This is a genomic window from Ferrovum sp. (genome assembly GCF_027317285.1).
Classification (GTDB): Bacteria; Pseudomonadota; Gammaproteobacteria; order Burkholderiales; family Ferrovaceae; genus Ferrovum.
The window spans coordinates 26,832-42,890 of record NZ_DAHVHV010000008.1 but is presented as its reverse complement, the minus strand read 5'-3'; the positions used below and the strand labels follow the sequence as shown (position 1 = coordinate 42,890).

The window sequence follows — 16,059 nt, the reverse complement described above, 5'->3', positions numbered from 1 at the left end:
CGGGACGCTCATTTTTGATGAAGCGCCGCGGTCAATTCAGGGACCAGCACGTTCAAATCCCCCACCAGTCCGTAATCTGCCACAGTGAAGATGGGGGCATCCGGATCCTTGTTGATGGCCACGATAACCCGGGAAGTCTGCATGCCTGCCAGGTGCTGAATGGCGCCTGAAATACCGATGGCAATATAGAGGTCCGGGGCGACCACCTTACCGGTCTGGCCCACCTGGACATCATTGGGCGCATACCCCAGGTCCACGGCGGCTCGGGATGCGCCCAGTGCAGCGTTCAACTCGTCTGCCAAAGGCCCCAGCAAAGCCTCGTAATGTTCGGCACTTCCCAGGCCGCGCCCACCGGACACCACGACCCGGGCATTCTCCAGAGAGGGGCGACCTTCCTGTACATGCGTGTGCACGGCAATTCGGGTTGACTGCGGCAGCGCTTCGGGACAAGGCAAATTTTCCACCGCAACCGGATCCGCCCCCTCCCCCTCCACCCCCGGAAAGGCCGTGCTGCGCACCGTCACCAATTTGAGGGGTTCGGGGCAGCATACCGTTGCCCAGACACTCCCGGCGTAAATCGGTCGGACAAAGGTATCCGAAGATTCCACGCCCACGATATCGCTGACCATGGCCACATCTTCCAGTGCCGCCAGACGCGGCATCCAGTTCTTGCCGATGACCGTCGCGGCAGTCAGGATGTGCGTATATTGACTCGCCAGCGGTTGCACCAGAGCGCAGAGCATTTCCGCCAGTCCATCCGCAAGAGTCGGCCCTACCCCATTCAGAACCCGACGAATCCCCGGTAAACGCCGGGCCTCGGCCACGGCGAAGGTTGTATCGCCCCCCCAGACCAGCACATCGATCTCCCCGTCCAGGGATCTGGCCGCCGTGAGCAGAGAACGAATGGAGGATTTCAAATGACCTTCAGAACCCAATTCAGCGACCAGTAAAATTCGGTTTTCCATCGTTCAAATCACCTTGGCTTCATTTTTGAGACGCGCCAGCAACGCGGCAACGGAATCCACCTTGATGCCGGCGGGGCGTTGCGGCGGTTCCTGAACGCGCAGAGTCTTCAGGCGAGGCGTCACCGTCACCCCCAGTTCCTCGGGGGTCAGGGTTTCGATCGGTTTTTTCCGGGCCTTCATGATATTGGGCAAGGTGGCGTAACGCGGTTCATTCAGACGCAGGTCCGTCGTAATCACGGCAGGCAAAAGCAGGCGCAGGGTTTCGGTTCCCCCGTCGGTTTCTCGCACCACGTCGACCCTTCCCTCCCCCAACTGTATCTCAGCAGCATTGGTGGCCTGCCCCCAATTCAGCAGGGCAGCCAACATTTGTCCGGTCTGGTTTGCATCATCATCGATGGCCTGTTTACCACAGATCACCAGAGTGGGCGCTTCGCGCAGAACCACTGCACGCAACAATTTGGCCACGGCCAGAGGTTGTAATTCTTCGCTCGAAGAGACCCAGAGCGCCCGGTCAGCGCCCAGAGCAAGAGCGGTACGCAGCCCCTCCTGAACCGCCGCATCGCCGCAGGAAAGGGCGACCACTTCCGTGGCCTGCCCTGCTTCCTTCAGGCGAATCGCTGCTTCCAGGGCGATTTCGTCAAAGGGATTGAGGGACATCTTGAGCCCGGCCAACGCCACACCACTGCCGTCTGCCTTGGCTCTGGCCTTGATGTTGTAGTCCAGAACGCGCTTTACAGGGACCAGTATTTTCATGGGGTTTCCTTGTACATGACAGGGCAGGATTCTATCATACCCGTTCGAATAGTCCGGCAATCCCCTGCCCCATGCCCACGCACAGCGTCACCATGCCATAACGCCCGTTGGTGCGACGTAACCCATGGATCAAGGTGGCCGTGCGAATGGCGCCGCTCGCCCCCAGGGGATGGCCAAGCGCAATTGCTCCCCCGAGCGGGTTGAGCCGAACCGGGTCGAAAGCCAGATTTTTCTGAACCGCCAATACCTGTGCCGCAAAGGCTTCGTTGAGTTCGATCCAGTCCAGTTGCGCAAGACCGACCCCATGTCGCGACAACAGGGGAGGAACGGCCTTGACGGGACCAATCCCCATGATCTCCGGCGGCACGCCTTTGACAGAAAAACCCAGGACCCGCGCCAGAGGGGTCAAACCATGACGGTGCACCGCCTCTTCGCTGGCCAGAATGAGGGCGGCGGCTCCATCCGAGATCTGGCTGCTGTTACCGGCCGTGACACTCCCCCGGACATGGAAGGCTGGCTTGAGCCGGGCCAGAATCTCCAGACTGGTATCGGCACGAGGCCCTTCGTCCTGGCGCCACGTTTTCTCCTGTGGAGTCGTCAGTCCGGTACTCAGATCCAGAGAGTGCTGAAGCAGGGTGACCGGGGTGATTTCTGCCTCAAAAAAACCCTGGCGTTGTGCTTCCAGTGCGCGTCGGTGCGATTCCAGAGCCACCGTATCCTGTTCCAGTCGGCTGATGTTCCACTGATTCGCCAGATTTTCTGCAGTCGCCCCCATTCCCCAGGCCAGTGGCGTGTGAAAAGGCGTTTCAAAAATCAGGGGACTGGGCGCAGGATGCCGGCCCATCATGGGGATGCGGCTCATGGATTCCACGCCACCGGCGACCATGAGGTCTGCGCTGCCCAACTGGATACGCTCTGCCGCCATCTGGATGGCAGACAATCCGGAGGCACAGAACCGATTGACCGTCATCGCTCCCGCAGAGAGGGGTAACCCCGCCAGAAGGGCTGCACTGCGCGCAATATTGAGACCCTGCTCACCTTCCGGCATGGCGCATCCGATCACCACATCTTCGATCGCTTCCGGATCCAGCATGGGAACCTGGGCCAGGGCACCCCGTAACGCCGTGATGAGCAAGGTATCTGCCCGTACCTGGGCAAACTGTCCTCGCCCTTTTCCCACAGGGGTACGGGTGGCTGCCACGATATACGCTGTTTTCATGTCACTCTCCCGACTAATTACGCACAGCCTTGCCAGTTTCCAGAAAAGACTGAATTCGTTCCCGACTTTTTTGAGTGGCCAGCAAAGGACCGAAATGTGCCCGTTCCAGGCCAAGCAGGTAGTCCACATTGACCAGGGTTCCTGCGGGCAATTCTCCACCGCAGGCGACTGTGGCCAAAATACGTCCAATCTCGAAATCATGCGCCGAAATTTGCCCTCCCTGGCGCGCATTGACCAATCCCGCAAGCATCTGGGCCCGGCCTTCCACCCCACCCACCGGAAAGGGACGAGGCAGAGCAGGCGCATGACCGGATTCGGCCAGAGCCAGGGCTTGTGTCAGGGCCACATGGAGCAATTCTTCACGGTTCGGAACGAGAACGTCGCCGCTTTCGAGCCAGCCCCAGGAACGGGCTTCCTGGGCGCTTTGACTGACTGTGCAGCGCAGGATGCGCGTCAGATCCTCTTGCAGGTAGTCAGCCACCTGCAGGGGCGATTGGGCTGCCAGGGCGCGCAGTCCGGCGCGCCGGGCAACTTCCGTCAAACCGCCGGCGCCGGGAAAGATCCCGACGTTGACTTCCACCATGCCCAGGTTGGTTTCCGTGTGTGCAACCCGACGGGTACAGTGCAACGTGACTTCACACCCCCCACCCAGGGCATAGCCCTGCAGGGCGGCCACGGTGGGCACTGCGCTGTAGCGCAAACGCTGAACCACACGCTGGAACCGCTCCTGGGCCAATGCCAACCCCGTCAAACCATGGCGGGTATAGGTTTCGATAAACCCCCTGAGATCTCCCCCCGCCGAAAAGTGTGGGCCGGGACTCCACAGAACCAGAGCGCGGAACTGGCTTTCGGCTTCGGTCAGCGCCTGATCCAGTGCTTCCAGCGCAACTTCGCCCAGGAGGTTCATCTTGGTGCGAAGGGTCAGGATCAATACCGCCTCATCCAGTGTCCACAGACGCGCGGCTTCGGATTCGGCCACGGTCCGTCCCGCGCTGGCCGGGTTGGTTCCCCCCTCGCCCAGCAGGCGCAAGGGGAAGTGCTGACGTTTCAGCCAGGGCTGGGAAATACGAGGGCTGAGGGTGGCACGGGCCGCCGACCAGGAACCCTGCGGCGTATGAACGACCTGACGTTGGGGGTCCATGGCCCAATCCGGCAAAGGAAGGTCGACCAGGGTTTTTCCCGCCTGCCGATCTTCCTCGATCCATGCTGCGACCTCCGACCAACCTGACAGCTGCCACTGTTCGAAGGGGCCGAGAGCCCAACCAAAGCCCAGCCGCAATGCCGTATCCACCTCACGGGCCGAGGGCGCCATGTACGCCAGGTGAAGGGCACAGTAGTGGAACAGGTCGCGATGAATGGCCCACAAAAACTGAGCCTGGGGGTGGGCACTGGCACGCAGACTGGCCAGTCTGCGCGGCGGCGAAGCGTCCAGACAAGCCCTTACCTCTGCCTCCGCCTTGGCCCCGCTGGGCACATAGGAACGGGTCATGGGGTCCAGGCGAAGAATCGTCTTGCCTTCCTTGCGGTAAAAACCAGCGCCGGTCTTGGCGCCCAGCGCCCCTGCCGAAATCAGTCCCTCGAGGAGAGGGAAAGGGGCAAACAGGGCACGAAAGGGATCGTCCGGGACCTGGGTATAGGTCGTATGGATGACATGCGACAGAATGTCCAGACCGACCAAGTCCGCAGTACGGTAAGTGGCGGAACGAGGCCGTCCCAACAGAGGGCCGGTCAGGTCATCCACCAGATCACAGGACAACCCAAAATTCTGGGCCTGGTGAAAGGTGAATACGGTCGCGGCAACCCCAATCCGATTGGCCACGAAATTCGGCGTGTCCAGGGCATGAATGACGGTCTTGCCCAGACGGGTCGTGATGAAGGATTCCAGAATGGCGATACTGTCCCGATCCGTTCGTGCCGTGGGAATCAATTCCACCAACGCCATGTAACGGGGGGGATTGAAGAAATGCATGCCGCAGAAGCGCGGTTGGCGATCCTCGGGCAGTGCGGTACTGAGTTCTTCCAGAGACAGGCCGGAGGTGTTGGAGACCAACCAGCCCTGGGGAGCCAGGTGAGGCAAAATGCGTGCATAGAGTGCCTGTTTCCAGGCCAACTGTTCACCGATGGCTTCAATGACCAGATCACAGGTGGAAAGCCGGGGCAAATGTTCGTCATAATTGGCTGCTTCGATCAGGTCTGCCCGTTCGGGTTCGACCAGAGGCGGCGGACTCATTTTCTTCAATCCCCGGATGGCCTGCAGAACCCGTCCATTCGGGGCTCCCTGGTCAAGGGGCAGATCATAGAGCAGAACAGGAATGTCCAGGTTGACGAAGTGCGCTGCCAATTGCGCCCCCATGACCCCGGCCCCCAACACGGCCACGCGCTGAATCTGAGTCATCCTCTCCTCCCTTCCTGTGGATTTATTTGTTCATTCTAACCGAATCTTCCCGACATACTGTATCGCCAGGCTTTAAAATCCGTCACATGAACATCCTCCTTGATTTTGCCGAATGTCCGGGGCTGCGCCTCCGGCGCGTCTTCCGCTCGCCCCGCCAATGTCTGGTCGCCCATTCGCTGGCAGAGGTACGTCCCGTGTTGCGTCAGGTAGCCCATGCCTGTCAGGCAGGTGCCCATGCGGCTGGTTTCGTGGCCTATGAAGCCGCCGCAGCTTTCGATACGGCCGCCTTCACCCATCCGCCCCTGAAGGATTTTCCCCTGGCCTGCTTCGGGATATACGATGCGCCCCTTCCCGGATGGGACGAAGAAAACGCTTCTCCTTCGGCGGAATTCCGTGGCCCCTGGCAACCCGACCTGACGCTGTCCGCCTATACCCAGGCGGTACAGGCCTTGCGTCAGGCCATTGCGCAAGGGGAGGCCTATCAGATGAACCTGACGTTACGCCTGGAAAGCACGTTCTCCGGTTCATCCCGTCACCTCTACGAGCACCTGCGCCGGGTCCAGGACGCAGACTTCAGTGCATGGCTGTCCTGGACCGACGGAGCCCTCCTTTCCCTTTCGCCGGAACTGTTCTTTGAAACCCACGGCCGCCGGATTCTGACTCGTCCCATGAAGGGCACTGCTTCCCCGGAAGACGCCGAAAATCTGGCCCAATGTCCAAAAAACCGGGCTGAAAACATCATGATCGTCGATCTTCTCCGCAATGATCTGGCGCGCATCGCCCTGCCCGGTTCGGTCAACGTCAGCGATCTCTGCCGGGTAGAGACCTATCCCACCGTACATCAAATGACGTCCACGGTGGCAGCCACGTTGAAACCCGAGGCCGATCTCGAAGCGATTTTCTCTGCCCTTTTTCCTTGCGGATCGATCACCGGCGCCCCCAAATGGCAAGCCATGCGCTGGATCAGACGGCTGGAGAAGAGCCCGCGCGGCGCCTATTGCGGGGCCATCGGCTGGATTCGCCCGGGCGGGGATGCGCAATTCAATGTACCCATCCGCACCCTCTGGCATGACGTCCCGCATGACCGCCTTCTCTGTGGTGTGGGCAGTGGCATCACCTGGGATTCCCAGGCCCCCGCCGAATGGGCTGAAATTGCCACCAAAGCCCGTTTTCTGGAAGGTGCTGCGTCCGTCGATCTGCTCGAAACCCTCCGCCTCGAACAGGGAATTTGGGAACTTCCCCATTATCACTGCCGCCGCCTGCTCCACTCCGTTCAGGCCCTGGGCTTTCCTCCCCTGACGGCGCAACGTTTCACCGAGGCCCTGGATCATTTCGCCCGACAGTATCCCACTGGATCTTATCGGGTCCGCCTGCGTTACAATCGGCAAGGCAACTTTCATCTTGAAGGGTTTGTTCTGTCCCTCCCCCTCCGGAAAATTCCTCAACCCATCTGTCTGTCCGCCCATCCCTTCCCATTCGATCCCCGGACGATGGCGCACAAGACCACCGAACGTCGTCTCTATGAGGCTGTTCTCTCCTCCCTGCCCACGCCGTGTTTCGACGTGTTGCTCTGGAACGGGCGGGGTGAACTGACGGAATTCACGCGCGGTAATCTGGTGCTCGAGAAAAAGGGGAAAAAACTCACCCCCCCGCTGTCCTGCGGACTACTGGCAGGAACGTTCCGTCAGTTTCTCTGCGATCAGGGAGAACTCGAAGAACAGATCCTGACGCGGGAGGACCTGGCACGGGCCGACCGACTCTGGTTCATCAACAGCGTGCGCGGCTGGGTTCCGGTGATTCTCAAGGCACCAGAGGGGTGATCGGCACGTCCACATGCACGGTGGCACCATGCTGAAAATGGAGATTCAGGGGCACGGTCTGCCCGGCCACCAGGGGGTGAGCCAAATCCTCCAGCATCAGGTGATGTCCTCCGGGTGCCAAGGTCACCTGACCATGGGCAGGGATCACCAGATGATATTCGTGTGCCATATGGGCCATGTTGCCTTCCATTTCCGTGGTCTGATGCAGCATGATATGGTCAGCCACGGCGCTGTCCGCGCCTTCCAGGGCATCTTCCCGGTCCCCTGGATTGACCAGGGTCAGATACACCACCCCTTCCTCCTGGCCTGGAGCCGTGGCACGGGCCATCGGATGCAGGACCTGAATGGCGGGTGAAGTCCCTGACTGCATGCCCGATGCAGGGATGGGAACAGGTGCGGCCCCAAGCAGGGGTTCAATGCCCGCCACCAGAACAGATTCAGGCAGTCCCTGATCATCATCGGCCGCCCAGGCATTCTGGCGGACGATCCCTTTCCGATCCACGAGGATGGATAGGGGCATACGCCAGATCCGTCCTAATTCATCGACTTCAGCATGACTCTTGAGAGCCCATGGAAAGTGGTAGTGGGCCATCATCGCGCGCGCCAGAGGTTGGTCCTCATCACTGTCCATGTCGATGGCCACGATGTCCAGGCCACGGGCATGGTATTTTTGATACAACTTTTCCAGGCGCGGCATTTCCACCCGGCAGGGGACACACCACGAAGCCCAGAAATGCAGCAGGGTGACGTGGCCCCGTTCGCTTTGCGCCGTCACCTTCCCGCCCCCTTCCAGATTCAGGGTATAGGCCGGTACGGGCGCATCCATTTCCAGAGCCTGTACCAGCGGTGCAGACCCCAGCAGCAAGGCGACGATGAACCAGAATATAGAGTGCCGCATAAAACTTCTCCTTGATAGTCAGAAGGCACGATAACACGCCGGAAGCGAAAAAACTCTTTGGCGAGAAACTAGAACAGATAAGTGATGCCCGCATTCACCATCCAGTGCGGCACCAGTTGATCTCCGTTGGCATAGCGGTACAGGGGCAGATAAATCGATGTATTGGCCTGCCAGTGACGAGACAGATCGATCAAGGCGCCGGGAGCCAGAAAAAGGTTGGCATAACCGCTGTTCAGGTTACCATACAAGGCATCCCCACCCCCCTGATCCCGTGCCCGCCACAAGGCATTCACCTGCATCATGGGAATCACGTGCGTACTGGCTTCGATGGCATTCCAGGTAACCCCCGCGACCGTATTGAGGCTGTCCCCCGGTTTGTATCCCTGATAATGATCCAGGGCATGACGCCAGGTTCCTTGAGAAAACCAGCCCCAGTTGGCGCTGAAATTCCCCATACTGTAGTAGCCGAGCAGCAAGTCGGTGGTGCCGGTTCCCGGTGCCGTGTCCCGATCGATCAAAGGCGCCGGATTGACCGGGCCGGTGGGCAATTTCAGGCCGAAGGTCAGCCCGCTGGATTTGTCCTTGGAGAATCCCGTATACATACCCATCACACGTAAATCGGAAAGGCTGCTGATATTGGCCGAGCGGGTGCTGGGAGAAGGATTGATCTGTCCCGGTACCCCGCTCGTATCGGTGGTGAAGGTACGCGTCCAGTAGGGCAACATGGCCTCGACCCCCCAGTTGTCATTGAACATGTGCTGGCCATAGAGGGTGTAGAAGTTGGTTCCGATCTGCTTGTCGGGGTTGAGTGCCCCCACTTGTCCACTGGCGCCGCTATGATTCCAGTTCTGGTTCATGAAGGAATATTGAAGGCTCACCTGATCATTCATGCCACTCACGGGCAACCCGGGCAAACCCACGTCGAAGACCCCGCAACCGCAAGCACAAGCCCATCCCTGGGTGACGACTCCAAAGCCCAACACCAATCCGGCCAGTCCTTTGATTAACGCAGGGTTTAAAGATGATTTATGTTTTAAACCATAATGATACATTAATAAACTCCCCTGAAAAGTTAACTTTTACCGTCGGATGGACGACTGCTCCGTGATCGAGCCGCTCGTACATCCGTCAGAAAGAAAAATCACTTTCCGGTCATGTCCCCGATCGGGGAAACATCATCCCGGAAAAAACGATTCAGGCGAAAAAGGGAGGTGCGTTGGGATAAGGCAGGAAGAAGTCGCGGAACGCGAGGAAGTCATGGATTTCACGGGGGGGCAGGAGTTGTCCGCGAAACAGGGTGAGCCCCAGTCCCGGATTGGACAGATCCATGGGCAGGGCCAGAGCCAGCGAACCGCAAAAGGAACAATGGCCATGGCCGAAATCGGAGGGTGAGGAAGGAAGGTGAGAGGAGTTCCTTTGGTCGGGAACGGAAACCGTCTGGACCCACTGCTGGCCCGAAACCGTACAGATCTGAAGAGCAGGACCGGTTTCACTGCCTTGATTCAGAAGGGGATCCAGTGCTCCAACCACCAGGAACATCTGAAACAGAAATGGCCATAAAAGCCAGCCCGTCAGTTGTCGAATCCGTTGGGGAGACAAAAGATTCATGACGTTATGCGCACAGGATCAGGGCTTGACCAAACCGGTGGAATATAAAACCCCCAGATTTTTCTGGGCTTCGGTGTTTCCCTGTTCGGAGGCCTTGTGAAACCAATCCGCTGCTTTGGCGTAGTCCTGGGGCACCCCCAGACCGTTGTCATAGAGCATTCCCAGGTTGTTCTGAGCGCGAGCAGAACCCTGCATGGCAGCCTTGCGGTACCATTCTGCAGCCATGATGTAGTCCCTGGGAACCCCCCGCCCATTTTCATAAAGTACGCCCAGGTTATTCTGGGCCTTGGAATTGCCTTGCTCCGCAGAGCGTCGGTACCAGTCGGCGGCTTCTGCCGGATCCTGAGGGACGCCACGCCCCGACTCGTAAAAAACGCCCATGTTGTTCTGGGCCATGGCATTGCCCTGATTCGCCGCCTTGCGAAAGTAATCGACGGCAACGGCATAGTCTCGAGTCACTCCCGAACCATTGGCATACAGCAATCCCAACTGGAACTGGGCCTCCGCCACATTTTGGTCGGCCGCCTTTTTCAACCATTCGGCCGCCCTGGCATAATCGCGGGGCACGCCCTGACCGGAGACATACATCATCCCCAGTTTGTACTGGGCCCAGGCAACGTTTTGATTGGCCGCCTTGGTATACCAGTCCGCAGCCTGGGCATGGTCTCCCGTCATGTCGAGGTAGGCGCCCAGATAGGTCTGGGCCTTGGGATCGTTGTTGCGCGCTGAATCAAGCAACTTCTGAACGGCCACGGCATCCCCGCTCTTGGCGTTGGAAACCAGGGAGACTGCTTCCGACTCCGTCATGGTGGCCAGCGGCGCAGACACGGAACCCGTGGCGTATGAAGTCGTTGAAACCCCAAGCATCATTAGAAAAAGCAATCTGGAACCGAAAAACTTATTCATGTGCACCTTCTCAATCGGGAGCGAAAACGCCAAGCGGTGAGTATCCACCGAATCAAATATCAAAAAGCAACTCAGGAACATCCTGCTCCTGAGCCTGCGCGCTTGTCGGAATATACCAAAATATCATGAACTCGTAACCACTTTCGTGATTGAAAATGAAATTATTTTGTCAGATGCCGCGACCTGCCCTCCCGGCCCCTCCCATTCTCTCCAGACACCCTCACTCAGAAAGGTAAGCCGCCGCTATCCAGTTCTACCGTTGGGGTTGCGGATAATCCGGGGGACAGACGCTGCAACTGGTCCAACGGCTCGTCGAACACGATTTTGACGGGCAGGCGCTGTACCACCTTGACGTAATTTCCGGTGGCATTCTCGGGAGGCAGCAAACTGAAACGGGATCCCGTGCCGTCCTGGAAACTATCGATATGTCCATGCCATTCCCGGCCAGGAAAAGCGTCCACCCGAATTTTTACCTTTTGACCACGGCGCATACGGTGCAACTGGGTTTCCTTGAAGTTTGCAACCACCCAGGGAGCGCCTGTCACCAGGGACAGAACCACCGTGCCAGGCTGAACCAGTTGACCCAGCAAAAGCGTTTTATGGGTCACCTTCCCGGAAGAGGGAGCCTCCAGCCGCGTATAACTCAGATCGAGCCGCGCCTGAGCCAGTGCTGCCTCGGCTTCGGCCACCGAGGCCTGCCCTCCGGCTTCCTGATCCCGTTTGAGCGCCACCTGACGAGGTCCCGAACCTGCTTCATCGAGACGTGCCCGCGCCTCCCCGACTCGCGCCAGGGCGATCTCCACCGCGCGCTGGGCCGATTCTTTCCGTGCTTGAGCGGCCCGGTCTGCCGTCAGGGCCTGATCGAGTCGCTGGCGCGAAATTTCCTGCTTTTCGTAGAGCGCCTGATAACGTTGCACATCGCTGTGGGTGAGTTGGGCTTCTGCTTCACTCCCGCTGCTTTCCGCCACGGCCTGTTGTTGAGCTGCCAGCGCCGAGGCCAGGGCACTCCGCGCTTCCCGCACCGCCGCAGTGGTAGTGGTGGTCACCACGGAAAGATCCTGCGAGGTGGCTCCATGCCGGGCTTTGGCCGCAGCCAGAACTGCTTCTGCCTGTTGCACACGCAAAACATAGTCACGGGGATCGATGAGCGCCAGAAGTTGGCCTGCCTTGACCCGCTGATTGTCCGTCACCTCGACCCGATCGATATAGCCGCTGATGTGGGGACTGATCTCCACGATATCGGCCTCGATGAAGGCATCATCCGTGCTCTCCTGATTCCGCTGGGCGAACCATAAACCAAAAGCGCACAACAGCACCACTCCTCCCCCCAGCATCAGCCAGAACCGCCAGACCGCGGTGAGCGGCTGGGCAGCGGGGAGCGAAGAAACGGGGGCATCGTCCTGAATCATGGGAGAGACTCCGGTTGAGTGGGGGTTTCGTAGGCGATTTGACCCAACGCCAGATCATAGTTTACCTGTGACATGCCCAAGGCCCCCAGCGCACCGATCTGATCGCTCCGGGCCTGCGCCAGACCGGCCTGTGCATCCACCATTTCGAGATTATCGGCAACACCACTGACGAATCGATCCTGAGCCTGCTGCATCAACCGTTGGGCCAGATCCAGCCGCAATTGCGCCGCCTTTACCTGGGCGCGGCTGGTGTTCAGGGAATCTTCGGCCAGACGAACGTCCTCCTCCACCTGATGACGCCCATCTTTCAGGGACAGTTCGGCCTGACGCCGTCGGCTTTCGGCCTGGTCCTGGCGTGCGACCAGCGCGCCGCCCTGATACAGGGGCACACTCATCTGGATGCCGTAACTATAGGTGCGGTAGTCATACTGGGTAGGAAGTACCCCGCTGGGACCGATCGCGCCGATCAATCCGATGGTAGGGTAAGAAGCCGCCTTGGCGGCTTCCGTTTCCGTCACCCGTTGTTCCAGGGTTTTTTCCAGGGCTTGTAATTCCGGTCGTTGGTGCAGGGCGCGATCCACGGCGTCTCCCCCGTCGGGACTTGAGGCCGGAACAACCCCCAGGGTATCCGTCAGTTCAATGGGGAGATCGAGAGGCAAGCCGAGGGCGCGATGCAGACGGGTGAGCGCATCCTTGGCTGCGCCCAGCGCCTGCTGCAACTGGTAGGCAACCTGTGCTTCCGACGCCGCGGCCCGAACTTCATCCACGCCCGTGGCCAACCCGCTTTTCAACTGGTCGCGGGTCAATTGCAGGAGGTGTTGGGACAAGGTCTCATTGGCTTGCGCCGCCTTGACCGATTCCATGCTCTGTTGTACGGCCAGATAAGCCAACCCGGCAGCACCCGCGATCTGTTGCTCCCGTGCGGTGGCTTCAAGACGCGCAACCTCGACTCCGGTTTGAGCCGAGGACGCTTCGTGTACATGAACCAGGTCCAGGATTTGCTGGGTGAACTGGACTCGGGCGTCGAATGTATTGAAGGGACCGATGAGGGTGGGAAACCCTGGTAGCGCCAACCCCATGGCGCGCAAGTTCTGGGTCTGGCGCATCTGGTAGGAATTGAAGCCCACCGCCGGGCGCAGGGCAGCCCGAGCCTCTTCGGCACGGGCCGTGGCCTCCTGAGCCTGTTCCAGAGCCAGTTGTACCTGGACATGGTGCGTCACGGCCATCCCCATGGCCTGACGCAAGGTCAGATGCAAACTCGAGTTCAGCGGATCCTGGGCCCAGACGGCGGTACTGCTGACCAGTAATAAAGCGGCGCTTGCCCACGCAGTTCGGGGTACCCTACACCCCATAGCAATGCTCCTCGCCGGGAAATTTCCCCGCCTTGACTTCCCGCACATAAAGTTCCACGGCTTTTGCAATGGAACCGGTTTCCTGAATGAAGGGGCGGACGAAACGGGGAGGAATATACGCGCCCAATCCCAGCATGTCGTAAATGACCAGAACTTGCCCCGAACAGTGAGGACTGGCCCCGATGCCGATGGTCGGAACCTGAACCTGGGCACAGATCTGGTCGGCCAGGGAACGCGGCACGGCCTCTATCAGAATCATGCTGGCCCCGGCCTGTTCCAGTGCCTGCGCGTCGGTCAGTATCTGTTGGGCCATCGCGGCATTGCGGCCTTGCACCTTGAATCCTCCCAGTTGGTGCACGGATTGTGGGGTCAAACCGATGTGGGCGCAAACGGGAATGCCCCGGGCGACCAGAAAAGAGATCGTCGGGGCCATGCTGGCGCCTCCTTCGATCTTGACCATCTGCGCTCCTGCGCGCATCAATTCTGCCGCATTTCGAAAGGTGTCCTCGGGACTGATCTGGGCGGTGGCAAATGGCATGTCGGCCAGCAGGAAAGCCTTGGGTGCCCCTCGCGCCACACAGCGGGTATGGTAGGCAACGTCCGCGATACTGACCGGCAAGGGAGAATCGTGACCCTGAACCACCATCCCCAGAGAGTCCCCGATCAGCAGCGCATCCACGCCGGCCTGCTCCAGCACCCGAGCAAAACTCGAGTCGTAACAGGTCAGCATGGCAATTTTTTCACCGCGTTCCTGCATGAGTTGCAGGTCCACGATCGAGGTGCGCATGGCGCTCTCCTAGGGAATGAGGGTAAAACGATAATCGACAGTGACTTCGTCCGCCACTGTGTCTGTCGCGCTCCAGGTTCCATCACCCACACCGAAATCATTTCGTTTCAGGATGAAACGCCCCTGAGCGCTGCGCCCACTGTGATCATAGGACATCTTGAGGGGGATTCGCAAGGGTTTGCGTACCCCTTTCAGTTGAAACAGGCCCCACACGAGGTACTGGTTCGGCCCCACGCGCTGGATATCCGAGGAATCAAAACGGGCTTGAGGAAAGGATTGGATATTGAACCAGTGTTTGCCCTTGATCTCGTCTTCCGACTCCTCCGAAGCCAGATCGACACTGCCCAGATCGATGGTAATGTGAGCATAACTGTGCGGCAGATCCTGGGCGTCAAAATGCAGGTCGGCAGAAAATTGACGGAAACCTCCCTGTACCGTGGCCCCCATCTGGGTCCCCGTGAAGTTGATCTGCCCGCTTTCCACCCTCTCGGCTCTGGACTGTGGAATAAAAAACAATGAATAAGATAATAGTGCAATAACAGCCAGATACGGTATATTCTTCATGATTGTTTTAGGAATTTCAAGGGCGCATGCGGACCATCAAATGATCCCGGTCGATGAGTTGATGTTTGAGGGCCGCAGCCACATGCCCCAACACCAGGACCAATAATGCCCAGTTCAGGGTTTGGTGAAACGTCTCGAACAGATGGGACAGCGCCTTGTCCTTGGGAACCAGATTGGGCAAGGGAAAGAGGTTGAAATAAACCACGGACACGCCCGCAGCCGAACTGTGCAACCACCCGGTCAGGGGAATGAGCACCATCAGGACGTAGAGAACCCGATGGGCCGCTTCCATGATCTTTTGAAGCCGTTGACTCATTGTCGCCGGTAAGGCAGGGGGACGATGCGTCAGGCGCCAGGCCACCCGTATCCCCACCAGCAGGAACAGGGTCACGCCCAACCATTTGTGCCAGGTGTATATTTTCAACTTCCATGGGGAAAGTTCCAGACCGGACATGTACTGTCCCACCCCAAAAGCGAGGGCCAGTCCTGCGGCCATGATCCAGTGCAGACCGATCGCGACAGGGGTGAATTTTGCGGAAGAAGAATTCATGGGAAACTCCGGGAGCATCAATCGGCAGATTAAATTGTACGCGTACGAACCAAATAACGCAATTTCTTTCAACTGACCCGAAACAGGCGACAGTAATTTTCAGTGGTGCGTTCGCCGACTTCTTCGATGGAAATCCCGCGCAAGCGCGCGATTTCTCCCGCCACATGGGAAACAAAAGCCGGCTGATTGGTCTTCCCGCGCATGGGCTCCGGGGCCAGATAGGGGGAATCCGTTTCGATCAACAGGCGCTCCAGGGGAATCCGGCACACCACTTCCTTGAGGGCCCTGGCGTTGCGAAAGGTGACGATTCCCGAGAAGGACAAGTAAAAACCTCGCTCCACGGCTGCATCGGCCACTGCCTGAGTTTCGGTGAAACAGTGCATCACCCCACCCACCTCATCCGCACCCTCCTCGTCCAGCACACGCAAGGTATCCGCAGCCGCAGAACGGGTATGGATCACGAGGGGTTTCCGTACCTGGCGGGCTGCGCGAATGTGAGTCCGGAAACGCGCCCGTTGCCATTCCAGATCCCCTTCCAACCGGTAATAATCCAGGCCGGTTTCGCCGATGGCTACCACCTTGGCATGGGTTGCCTCAGCCACCAGGCGTTCCACGCTGGGTTCCTCGATCTGCTGATAATCCGGATGAACCCCCACCGTGGCATGCCACCCCGGGTCCGTTTCCGCCACGGCCAGCACATCCGGAATGGTTTCCAACTGAACGGAAATACAGAGTGCACGGGTAACCCTGGCCTGTACCATGGCAGCGTGCACGTCCGATAACCGGGTCCGTAACTCAGGAAAATCCAAATGACAGTGAGAATCGGCAAACAT

Annotated in this window: 15 protein-coding genes; 1 reads left to right on the top strand and 14 read right to left on the bottom strand. The window is 59.0% G+C overall.

Going from position 1 to position 16,059, the window contains the following annotated elements:
* Positions 1-8: 8 nt before the first annotated feature.
* The 4 genes from M6F29_RS03560 to M6F29_RS03545 are packed head-to-tail and all read right to left on the bottom strand — an operon-like array spanning position 9 to position 5,332.
* Entirely contained in the window at positions 9-965 is a 957-nt protein-coding gene (locus M6F29_RS03560; RefSeq protein ID WP_297505179.1) for an electron transfer flavoprotein subunit alpha/FixB family protein, read from the bottom strand.
* A gap of 3 nt (positions 966-968) precedes the next feature.
* Entirely contained in the window at positions 969-1,718 is a 750-nt protein-coding gene (locus tag M6F29_RS03555; RefSeq protein WP_297481250.1) for an electron transfer flavoprotein subunit beta/FixA family protein, read from the bottom strand.
* Positions 1,719-1,752: 34 nt separating this feature from the next.
* On the bottom strand, positions 1,753-2,937 hold the full coding sequence (locus M6F29_RS03550) for an acetyl-CoA C-acyltransferase (protein ID WP_298157580.1): 1,185 nt from the start codon (positions 2,935-2,937) through the stop codon (positions 1,753-1,755).
* A gap of 13 nt (positions 2,938-2,950) precedes the next feature.
* Positions 2,951-5,332 (bottom strand): 3-hydroxyacyl-CoA dehydrogenase/enoyl-CoA hydratase family protein, encoded by a 2,382-nt coding sequence (locus M6F29_RS03545; protein WP_298157579.1) that lies wholly within the window; start codon positions 5,330-5,332, stop codon positions 2,951-2,953.
* A gap of 86 nt (positions 5,333-5,418) precedes the next feature.
* Between M6F29_RS03545 and pabB the strand changes: the two genes are divergently transcribed.
* Positions 5,419-7,152, top strand: coding sequence for an aminodeoxychorismate synthase component I (gene pabB / locus M6F29_RS03540; protein WP_298157578.1), 1,734 nt, complete (start codon positions 5,419-5,421; stop codon positions 7,150-7,152).
* Here the strand turns inward: pabB and M6F29_RS03535 are convergent.
* The 10 genes from M6F29_RS03535 to M6F29_RS03490 all read right to left on the bottom strand — a co-directional run bounded on the left by M6F29_RS03535 (position 7,133) and on the right by M6F29_RS03490 (position 16,059).
* Positions 7,133-8,050, bottom strand: coding sequence for a copper chaperone PCu(A)C domain-containing protein (locus M6F29_RS03535; RefSeq protein ID WP_298157577.1), 918 nt, complete (start codon positions 8,048-8,050; stop codon positions 7,133-7,135). The two genes, pabB and M6F29_RS03535, sit on opposite strands and share 20 nt — an antisense overlap.
* Positions 8,051-8,118: 68 nt before the next feature.
* The gene (locus M6F29_RS03530) at positions 8,119-9,033 is read right to left on the bottom strand and encodes a hypothetical protein (RefSeq protein ID WP_298157576.1); all 915 of its coding nucleotides are present in this window, start codon (positions 9,031-9,033) and stop codon (positions 8,119-8,121) included.
* A 211-nt stretch (positions 9,034-9,244) separates the two neighbouring features.
* Entirely contained in the window at positions 9,245-9,658 is a 414-nt protein-coding gene (locus M6F29_RS03525; protein ID WP_298157575.1) for a DUF2946 domain-containing protein, read from the bottom strand.
* Between the two features lie 18 nt (positions 9,659-9,676).
* Positions 9,677-10,564, bottom strand: a complete 888-nt coding sequence (locus M6F29_RS03520) for a tetratricopeptide repeat protein (protein ID WP_298157574.1) — start codon at positions 10,562-10,564, stop codon at positions 9,677-9,679.
* 224 nt (positions 10,565-10,788) lie between these two features.
* A complete protein-coding gene (locus M6F29_RS03515) occupies positions 10,789-11,973 on the bottom strand; it encodes an HlyD family secretion protein (RefSeq protein WP_298157573.1) in 1,185 nt (394 codons plus the stop codon).
* Positions 11,970-13,325, bottom strand: coding sequence for a TolC family protein (locus M6F29_RS03510; protein WP_298157572.1), 1,356 nt, complete (start codon positions 13,323-13,325; stop codon positions 11,970-11,972). Before M6F29_RS03510 ends, M6F29_RS03515 begins: the two co-directional genes overlap by 4 nt.
* Positions 13,315-14,112 (bottom strand): 3-methyl-2-oxobutanoate hydroxymethyltransferase, encoded by a 798-nt coding sequence (gene panB, locus M6F29_RS03505; protein ID WP_298157571.1) that lies wholly within the window; start codon positions 14,110-14,112, stop codon positions 13,315-13,317. The genes M6F29_RS03510 and panB overlap by 11 nt, the downstream gene beginning before the upstream one ends.
* Before the next feature lie 9 nt (positions 14,113-14,121).
* Complete coding sequence (locus tag M6F29_RS03500) at positions 14,122-14,595, bottom strand: YceI family protein (protein WP_298157570.1); 474 nt, start codon at positions 14,593-14,595, stop codon at positions 14,122-14,124.
* 97 nt (positions 14,596-14,692) lie between these two features.
* Entirely contained in the window at positions 14,693-15,226 is a 534-nt protein-coding gene (locus tag M6F29_RS03495; protein WP_298157569.1) for a cytochrome b, read from the bottom strand.
* Positions 15,227-15,294: 68 nt separating this feature from the next.
* Entirely contained in the window at positions 15,295-16,059 is a 765-nt protein-coding gene (locus M6F29_RS03490; RefSeq protein WP_297484431.1) for a TatD family hydrolase, read from the bottom strand.

Excerpts from the sequence above, each read along its gene's own strand:
- M6F29_RS03560 (WP_297505179.1), bottom strand. The coding sequence starts at position 965 with ATGGAAAACCGAATTTTACTGGTCGCTGAATTGGGTTCTGAAGGTCAT.
- M6F29_RS03555 (WP_297481250.1), bottom strand. The coding sequence starts at position 1,718 with ATGAAAATACTGGTCCCTGTAAAGCGCGTTCTGGACTACAACATCAAG.
- M6F29_RS03550 (WP_298157580.1), bottom strand. The coding sequence starts at position 2,937 with ATGAAAACAGCGTATATCGTGGCAGCCACCCGTACCCCTGTGGGAAAA.
- M6F29_RS03545 (WP_298157579.1), bottom strand. The coding sequence starts at position 5,332 with ATGACTCAGATTCAGCGCGTGGCCGTGTTGGGGGCCGGGGTCATGGGG.
- pabB (WP_298157578.1), top strand. The coding sequence starts at position 5,419 with ATGAACATCCTCCTTGATTTTGCCGAATGTCCGGGGCTGCGCCTCCGG.
- M6F29_RS03535 (WP_298157577.1), bottom strand. The coding sequence starts at position 8,050 with ATGCGGCACTCTATATTCTGGTTCATCGTCGCCTTGCTGCTGGGGTCT.
- M6F29_RS03525 (WP_298157575.1), bottom strand. The coding sequence starts at position 9,658 with ATGAATCTTTTGTCTCCCCAACGGATTCGACAACTGACGGGCTGGCTT.
- M6F29_RS03520 (WP_298157574.1), bottom strand. The coding sequence starts at position 10,564 with ATGAATAAGTTTTTCGGTTCCAGATTGCTTTTTCTAATGATGCTTGGG.
- M6F29_RS03515 (WP_298157573.1), bottom strand. The coding sequence starts at position 11,973 with ATGATTCAGGACGATGCCCCCGTTTCTTCGCTCCCCGCTGCCCAGCCG.
- M6F29_RS03510 (WP_298157572.1), bottom strand. The coding sequence starts at position 13,325 with ATGGGGTGTAGGGTACCCCGAACTGCGTGGGCAAGCGCCGCTTTATTA.
- panB (WP_298157571.1), bottom strand. The coding sequence starts at position 14,112 with ATGCGCACCTCGATCGTGGACCTGCAACTCATGCAGGAACGCGGTGAA.
- M6F29_RS03495 (WP_298157569.1), bottom strand. The coding sequence starts at position 15,226 with ATGAATTCTTCTTCCGCAAAATTCACCCCTGTCGCGATCGGTCTGCAC.
- M6F29_RS03490 (WP_297484431.1), bottom strand. The coding sequence starts at position 16,059 with ATGTTTGCCGATTCTCACTGTCATTTGGATTTTCCTGAGTTACGGACC.